At 54.9% G+C, this 7,322-nt stretch carries 7 protein-coding genes and 1 pseudogene; 5 read left to right on the forward strand and 3 right to left on the reverse strand.

What is annotated here, in order from left to right:
• Positions 1 to 16: 16 nt before the first annotated feature.
• The 5 genes and pseudogenes from AVO45_RS19680 to AVO45_RS19350 all read left to right on the forward strand — a co-directional run.
• Positions 17 to 676, forward strand: coding sequence for a hypothetical protein (locus AVO45_RS19680; RefSeq protein WP_157770116.1), 660 nt, complete (start codon positions 17 to 19; stop codon positions 674 to 676).
• 40 nt (positions 677 to 716) lie between these two features.
• A complete protein-coding gene (locus tag AVO45_RS06210; RefSeq protein ID WP_157770117.1) occupies positions 717 to 1,208 on the forward strand; it encodes a hypothetical protein in 492 nt (163 codons plus the stop codon).
• The gene (locus tag AVO45_RS06215) at positions 1,205 to 1,681 is read left to right on the forward strand and encodes a type II CBASS E2 protein (protein ID WP_068345068.1); all 477 of its coding nucleotides are present in this window, start codon (positions 1,205 to 1,207) and stop codon (positions 1,679 to 1,681) included. Before AVO45_RS06210 ends, AVO45_RS06215 begins: the two co-directional genes overlap by 4 nt.
• On the forward strand, positions 1,671 to 3,107 hold the full coding sequence (locus tag AVO45_RS19685) for a CBASS cGAMP-activated phospholipase (protein WP_157770118.1): 1,437 nt from the start codon (positions 1,671 to 1,673) through the stop codon (positions 3,105 to 3,107). The genes AVO45_RS06215 and AVO45_RS19685 overlap by 11 nt, the downstream gene beginning before the upstream one ends.
• A 347-nt stretch (positions 3,108 to 3,454) precedes the next feature.
• Positions 3,455 to 3,637: pseudogene (locus AVO45_RS19350) on the forward strand (helix-turn-helix domain-containing protein); the annotation flags it as partial.
• 606 nt (positions 3,638 to 4,243) lie between these two features.
• On the opposite strand, the gene AVO45_RS06225 reads toward AVO45_RS19350, so the two are convergent.
• The 3 genes from AVO45_RS06225 to AVO45_RS06230 all read right to left on the reverse strand — a co-directional run.
• Entirely contained in the window at positions 4,244 to 5,011 is a 768-nt protein-coding gene (locus AVO45_RS06225; RefSeq protein ID WP_068345069.1) for a glycosyltransferase family 2 protein, read from the reverse strand.
• A 90-nt stretch (positions 5,012 to 5,101) separates the two neighbouring features.
• A complete protein-coding gene (locus AVO45_RS19355) occupies positions 5,102 to 5,659 on the reverse strand; it encodes a WcaF family extracellular polysaccharide biosynthesis acetyltransferase (protein WP_082688688.1) in 558 nt (185 codons plus the stop codon).
• Positions 5,660 to 6,083: 424 nt separating this feature from the next.
• On the reverse strand, positions 6,084 to 7,322 hold a 1,239-nt coding region (locus AVO45_RS06230; RefSeq protein WP_240482082.1), incomplete at its 5' end, for a glycosyltransferase.

Here is a 7,322-nt window from a genome sequence, read left to right on the forward strand (position 1 = left end):
TCACGGGGATGACGAAATGACCGGCCAACACAAAGATTCTGACGAAGTCGTCAGGTTCATGTCCCTTCTTGCAAAACTGAAATCTGCTTCGTCAGATCAGCCCGCAAAACTACCCAGGTTGGCGCGAACGGACGAGACGGTCGCTGAGCTTTGTCGGGAGTTGGAATTGGTCGGAAACGACCTTCGAAAGGCTGAAAGGAAAAGGAAGACCTTGTTTGCCATGCCCGTCGATCCGAGTTTCATCGACGCTTGGCGGGACTACGAAGAACGATATGCGGCGACCATCTCGCTGTTCGGCCTTTTCGCATTGATAGACGAACTACCCCCAACAGAATTTTCCGACAAACCCCCAAAATCGCTGAGTGAAAGATGGGAAGAAGAGGATACCTACGGCTTTGTTGCGTCGGATGCCCTGGAAAATTTGATCCAGTTCGCCTTCGACATTGGAACAGATGAAACAGCATTCGACGACGACGAAATCGAACAGATCAAGGAGGGCGTACAACTCGACCTGCCCCGTCGATCTGTCGTTTCAGCAGGAGTACGCTCGGCGCGCACTCCAAGCCGATCAAGGTTTGGTCGTCATGCAGAAGGATGCAGACTCTTTGCCTGTGCCAGCCCACTCGACTGTCGTGGGAGGGAAATCAGCGGTCACCGTGGCGCTTCAACTGATTAAAAGGAACCGCAACATCCGGTGGGCAACCCGGGACGGGCGCATGCCCGCCTCTGTGATGCTGAGTTGTCTGACGTTGGAGGTCGCGGAATCAGGGCGGACCATTGGTCAGAACCTCAAGGTCATCGCGCAGCACATCCTCGACCGCCTGCTGTGGGCGAAAAGCGTGGGAGAACTGATCCATGTAGAGAACCCGCGATGCCCCGGCGATGTGTTCACTGATCGCTGGCCTGAAAACCACTCCGCACAAGAAAAGATGATCGCGGATATGAAGCTGTTCTTGGAACAACTCAGCGTGCTTCTCGATGATCGACGGACTTTGCGCGAACGTCGCGACACCTTGAAGGCCATGTTCGGCGAAGACATTGGCCAACAAGTCGTGGACGACATGGAACGCGAGATTGGTGAGGCTATTCGCACTGGTCGTCATGGCTTCGGCGCGCTTGGCGGCCTTGCTATGAGCCCAACCATCGCACGGGCCAAACCAGCGGTAAAGCCTTCGACATTCTACGGCACGCGGTTTGCGAAACGATGAAATCCCTTCTGGCACAAGTGAACGGAATGCAGCGCGATTGGCCGCAGTTCCAACCCACGAAGGGATTCGGACCGCAGTCCGTTGTCTGGTTTGGCGACATTAAGGGCCTAGATCGACAATTTCAGATCAGCATCGAGTACGGTCTGCCCCTGACCGGGCGGACTGAGCTTTACCGGCGCATGCCAGTAGTTCGCGTCCTAAGGCCCTCGCTGGCCCCAAATTGGGACGCAGAAGAGGAGTCGCCACTCCCTCACGTTTACTTCGAGCTTCCAGACATCAGGTTGTCTCCGCTTTGTTTGTTCGACCCTAAGGCTCGTGAATGGGAACCATCCATGCTCATTAGCCGAACGACCGTTGGCTGGACGGTACGCTGGCTCGCCGCTTACGAGTTCTGGGAAATGACCGGGCGTTGGATCGGCGGTGGGCGACACGAGGAAATTGGGACAGAAAAGGGCGACAACCATGCCGCGTGATAGCGAATATGACCACACCGTTCCTCGACGCTCTGACGGAACGAGACAAACTCTCAGACCGGTTCAGCCGTGGCCTGCGGAGAAGCCGTTCAAGATACTATCTATCGATGGCGGCGGCATCTTGGGCATTCTTCCCTGCATGGTGTTGGCTGAAGTCGAGAAACGGTTCCTTGGAGGTGAGCCAATCGGGCAGCACTTCGACATGATCGTGGGCACATCGACCGGGGGCATTATCGCGTTAGGCCTTGGGCAGGGAAAATCCGCACAGGAAATCTCCAAACTCTACTTTGAGCGTGGCCGGTTCATTTTTCCTGGAAATCGTCTTACGCGTTGGCTTCGCGGTTTGGCGGGCTGGGCATTCACCCCGTACAAGCGGGCCAACCTCGAAAACGAGCTGCGTCGAGAGTTTGGTGATGGTCTCTTCGGCTCTTCATCTGTCGCAACCTGCATACCGTCCTTCGATGGCAGATATGGTGAGCCATATGTTTTCAAGACGCCTCACCACCCCGACTACAAGAAAGACCAGTATGAACGAATTGTGGATGTTGGGCTTTCCACTGCGGCGGCGCCCACGTTCTTTGCTGCGGTGAAACGAAATGGATACGTATTCGCCGATGGCGGCATTTGGGCGAACAATCCCGCTATGATCGGTGTTGTAGACGCGCTGACATGCTATGACATTGACCGCACCCAGATCAGGCTCCTGAGCCTCGGATGTGGTCAAGAAAGTTATCGAATGCGCTGGTGGCACCGCATCGGGGGGAAATTCATCTGGGCGGTGGGAAGACGGAACATGTTCACGCTTTATTGGGAGTACCTGGCAGGATCGATTGTGGTTCAGGCAGTCCTTGAAGAAATTGGTGCCGAATATAGGCTGCACTATGTGGACATGGGCTCTGACGCACATCGCGCCGCAGATTTCTTGAGGCTAAACCCAACCGGTCGCATACCGGCTCTCGGCTACGCAAATGGTAGGACGATTGGAGAGACTGCCGCGATTGTCACACTACTGAGCGAGATGCATCCTGAGAGCGGGATCGCTCCGGCGCCCAGCGACGACAACCGTGGAGAGTTTCTGTTTTGGCTGAATGTCATGACCACCTCCGGCTACATGACTGCGGCACGGCTCGGGCACCCCGAGCGCTATGCGAACAGTAGCAAAGCGATTGAGGAAGTCGGCGCAAAAGCCGCTGTCGATTACGACGCCTTTTTCGATGTCATGGAAGAGGCTATTGCGGGCGATCCTTACTTTATCGCGAGCGGTGTGACCGCGCTGGATTTCTACGTCACAATGCTGACCGAGTGGCACGCCAACAAACAGTCTCTCTTTAGTTCACGACCCAAGCTCAGCTCGCTGTGTCAAACTGTGAATGAAAGCCGTTCCTACAAGGCCGCAATGGATACGCATGCACTGCCGCATACCTAAATAGCTCAGATCCTTGCTGCACTCCGCACGAATGGCGGTATTCCCCGCCGCGCGGCAGCACCAATTTTAAGCTGACGCAGCATTATCCACACTGCGAGCGCACGCAGCAGGAAAATCAATTTAACAGTTTGGGCTCGGAGCCGCCTTGCGGCGCTGCAGCGGGTCGAGATGCAGGCCGGTCCCGAAAGCAGACATTGCAAAAACTGAGATGATCTGGCGATTTGAGCAGCTTGCTGTTGATTGTCACTGAGAACTGACCCGGTATGCCCATAAATTGTCACTGAGAATTGATCCATGTGAACACACTGCCCCGACGTTTTTGGTTGGGGAGATTTGGAGTGATCGACATGGGATTTTTGAGTGTCATCAGACGCTGGGCATTGCGTGACAAAATGCCGATACGCGAGATTGCCCGTCGCACGGGTTTGTCTCGCAATACCATTAGGAAGTATCTGCGCGAAGGCGCTGTGGAGCCAAACTTCAAGACGCCAAAACGTCCGAGTAAGCTGGATCCATATGCGGATCGGTTACGCGCATCAAAGCGGCTCGCACATCGAAGCCGCAATGGATCGGCTGGAAGTGCGGGTCAGCGGCACACAGAATGACAACATCCGCAGGCTGAAGCCGAATAATTCGGCCTGATTACACACGAATTACACGTGCACTTGAGTGCATCAAGCCGGATGAAGTCTAAGCCTTTGATTTTTATGGTGCCCGGGGGCGGACCCACACATGAAGTTTTATTAATTAGTTATCAAGCGCTTGGGAAATAATTGAAAGAAATCGACACTCCGATTCACACCACCGGAACCTACATATGCGAATCCGGAATCGAACGGAGGCAAAATCTGGCTAGTCGAAACTAGCAAAATCCTAGCACAAATGATCTACCGAAACGAGGCTGAGTTCTGCCCTGTCGGTCTGGAAAAGCCGTAGAGCCGCGTTGATCGCCGAAAACCTGCGGGGACTTCGTTCTGACGGCTAGGCCACGGAACAGAAAAACCGCCCGACCGTACAGCGACAGCTGTGCGGTCGGGCGGTTGCCGATCTGATCAGAGCCCAGTTACTGGGCGTTCTGACAGGAGCGGCGCCGAAACTGTACCGAAATCTAAGTCAACACCAAACTTGGATGACAATCAGAATCCAACCCCCTTCTCGCGCTTGACGATGAACTGCTTCAGTTTGCTCGTATTCTTGCTCAAAAGCGTGCTCACGCCGCCAACTCCATTTCGGCGTAGCGCACGGTAGTCCTCGCGGGACTTCTGAATGATCCGACCGAGCGAACGGTTGCTTTCGCCCCCGACTCGCATTTTGACGAGTACCTCTGGCACATAGGCGAGGCGGATTTTTCCGCGCCACAGATAGCGCAGCATCGCGTCGTAATCGGCAGCAATCTGGAAACCGGGATCATAGAGCCCCCATTCCTCGAAAACATGTCGCCGGAGGTACAGCGTCGGGTGCGGCGGCATCCAGCCTCGCCGTAGAAGATCCGGGTGGTAGGAGCCCGAGCGCCACTCCCGAATGACCCGGTTGGTATCTGAAGCCGAGACATAGTCGAGATCGCCGTAGACCCCATCCACATCGGGATCCTCGAAGGCTTTGGTGATCCTGTCCAGAACCTCGGAGTGAGCGAAGTAGTCATCCGAATGCATCAGGCCGATGACGTCGCCAGTGGCACGAATGATCCCTCGGTTGATCGCGTCATATAGCCCGTTGTCCCGCTCCGAGACTAGACAAGTCGAGGGAGTGGCAAAGTGCTTGATGATATCGAGGGTGCCATCAGTTGATCCACCATCCTGGATCACATGCTCGACGTCACCGTAGGTCTGGTTCTGCACACTCGCGAGAGCTTCACCGATGGTGGCGGCACGGTTATAGACTGCCGTGACAACTGAAATTTTCATTGGAAACACAAACCGGATTTAGCCGTCATGGCTGGGAGAAGGTTCAATGGAAAGTCAGCTGTCATAACCGACGATTTCATTGGAAATGAACTAATCGATATGCTCCACCGTTCGAGGGCGCTCACGAACTGCGGCGGCGGGGTTACCCACATATATTGTCCAAGGAGTCGCCTGCCCCGAGAATACCGAACCGAGAGTGATGACCGTGCCCTCGGAAACAACCGTGCCCGGGGCTAAGACTGCCCCTGCACAAACCCATGCGCAATTGTCTATTCTAATCGGCTTGGCAATCAGGTCAAAGCTGTCGCGCGCCCAATTGTGAGATCCTGTACAGAGGTACACTCCTTGAGATAGGCAAACATTGTCGCCAAGCGTCACCCAATCGAGATTGTCTATCCAGACTCTTTCGCCGATCCAGCAATGATCGCCGATAGCTAGTTTCCATGGAAACTTGACCCGCACACCAGGTTTGATGACCGCTCCAAGACCGATGCGTGCGCCAAAAGCCCGCAGGAGCAATACTCTCCACCTCGACCCTGGCAACCAAGACCCTAGAACAAGCGCATCGAGCACGTGCCAAATGGCCTGCTTCCCACTTCCTGTTCCGCGATCAAAATCATCAGGCACACGGTAGGTATCGAGCCGCATTTCGTAACGTTCCTATTCTCTCGATCATGGCTTTGGAAGAGCTAGTCCAATTGAACCGTTCATGGGCAAATGCGCGACCTCTAGTCCAAAGCCGCAAAGCTTATTCTGGATCTTTTCTGCCAGAGAAGCCGTCACCATTTCGTCGACATCACGCTTCTAGACCCAGTCAGTACTACTCGGCACCCAATCAAGGTCCCAGTAATACTGGGTTGCGTAGTTGACCCAAAGGTTCACAAGAAATTCCGCTCCATTCATGCGAACCAATTCCACTGTCCGGTCTGTCGATCCGCTGCGCACAACAAAACTGCGACTGTGTTGAGCGCACGTTCTATGTGGCGCTTTTCATTCTTGGTGACGATGATGACTGTGAGGGTCAACTCAAGTGTCCGGTCGGACGGTGGGAAACCGACCATACGGGACAAGGTCACAGTGTTTTCATTGCCTTCAATGTTCCCTTGGGATCAGCTTTCAAAGCAAGGTCTTGGTAAAGGCGAGCAAACTTACGCACCATGCCATCCACAGTGAAGTTGCGTGTCACCCATGCTCGCCCACGCTCGCCCAGTTGCCCAAGGTCAGCGGCGGCAAGTTCACTTATAGCATCTGCGAGCGCCTCAGACGAAGCCTCGACCCAGCGGCCACAGCCCTCATTTTCTACCATCTCCCAGGGTGCGTTTTTTGTAACGACTACAGGAGTGCCATGCGCAAGCGCTTCCGCCACCACAATACCAAAATTCTCGGAATGGGTCGGCAGCACGAAAAGATCGCAGCCTGTAAGTGCCGCGGTCTTGCCCTCGTCTTCAACATGACCATGGAACGCGACCCGCCCAGTCAATTCTGTCTTCGATATCTGCTCGTTTAGAATGGAGAGATATGCCGGATCTCCATCACCATACACATCTAGGGTCACGTGCTCTGGTAAGCTGGCAAGCGCCGATATCAAAAGGTCTAGACCCTTTTTGGGATGAATCCGGCTCAGGAATGCCAAACGCAAACGTCCATTTGATCGCCAAACGCGTTTGGGAAGGTCCTTCGGCATCTCGATAGCATTTGGGATTAACTCCACGCGAGCGCGGGGAAAGTTGCGGGCGCTGGTCTCTGCCTCAACTGGCGCGGTCACATGAAGAACCATTCGATCCGGGCCGAGTTTGGCGCAAAACTTCTCGAAAAACTCCTTAAGGCGCCGCTTCGGCACCGCCGCCCATTGTGCCGTCGCCTGAAAGCCGCCGCGCGGCGACCAGACGATAGGCGTACCCGTGAGACGGCAGGCTATCAGGGCTGGAATTACCGGGAAGTTGTAAGGCCCTGTTAAGTGCACTACATCAGCGCGGCGCACGGCCCCCACCAGTCGCCATAGCAGTTCGACAGAGACCGAGTTGCCGACCAGTTTGCGGCAGTAGCGCACCTGATATCCCGCTGGCATCCTCAATGGGTTTTCTGGAAGCTTCAGGCGAGCAGTTGTATTTGGATCCGCCGCATCGGTAGTGATTACTTCGACGAAAAAGTCAGGATTGGCTGCAATCCCGTCAGTGATCGCTTTTGTCGAGTGTATTGGGCCGCCGAAAGCCGTCGCCGGCCAGAAGCTCGGCGCGACATGTAGAACATGGATCGGCTTACCAGTCATCAACTTCTCGTTTCCAAGTTTTTTTGAGGGGGGGGGGGGGGG

The organism is Ruegeria marisrubri (assembly GCF_001507595.1).
In the GTDB taxonomy this organism is placed as follows: Bacteria; Pseudomonadota; Alphaproteobacteria; order Rhodobacterales; family Rhodobacteraceae; genus Ruegeria; species Ruegeria marisrubri.

Excerpts from the sequence above, each read along its gene's own strand:
- AVO45_RS19680 (WP_157770116.1), top strand. The coding sequence starts at position 17 with ATGACCGGCCAACACAAAGATTCTGACGAAGTCGTCAGGTTCATGTCC.
- AVO45_RS06210 (WP_157770117.1), top strand. The coding sequence starts at position 717 with ATGCCCGCCTCTGTGATGCTGAGTTGTCTGACGTTGGAGGTCGCGGAA.
- AVO45_RS06215 (WP_068345068.1), top strand. The coding sequence starts at position 1,205 with ATGAAATCCCTTCTGGCACAAGTGAACGGAATGCAGCGCGATTGGCCG.
- AVO45_RS19685 (WP_157770118.1), top strand. The coding sequence starts at position 1,671 with ATGCCGCGTGATAGCGAATATGACCACACCGTTCCTCGACGCTCTGAC.
- AVO45_RS06225 (WP_068345069.1), bottom strand. The coding sequence starts at position 5,011 with ATGAAAATTTCAGTTGTCACGGCAGTCTATAACCGTGCCGCCACCATC.
- AVO45_RS19355 (WP_082688688.1), bottom strand. The coding sequence starts at position 5,659 with ATGCGGCTCGATACCTACCGTGTGCCTGATGATTTTGATCGCGGAACA.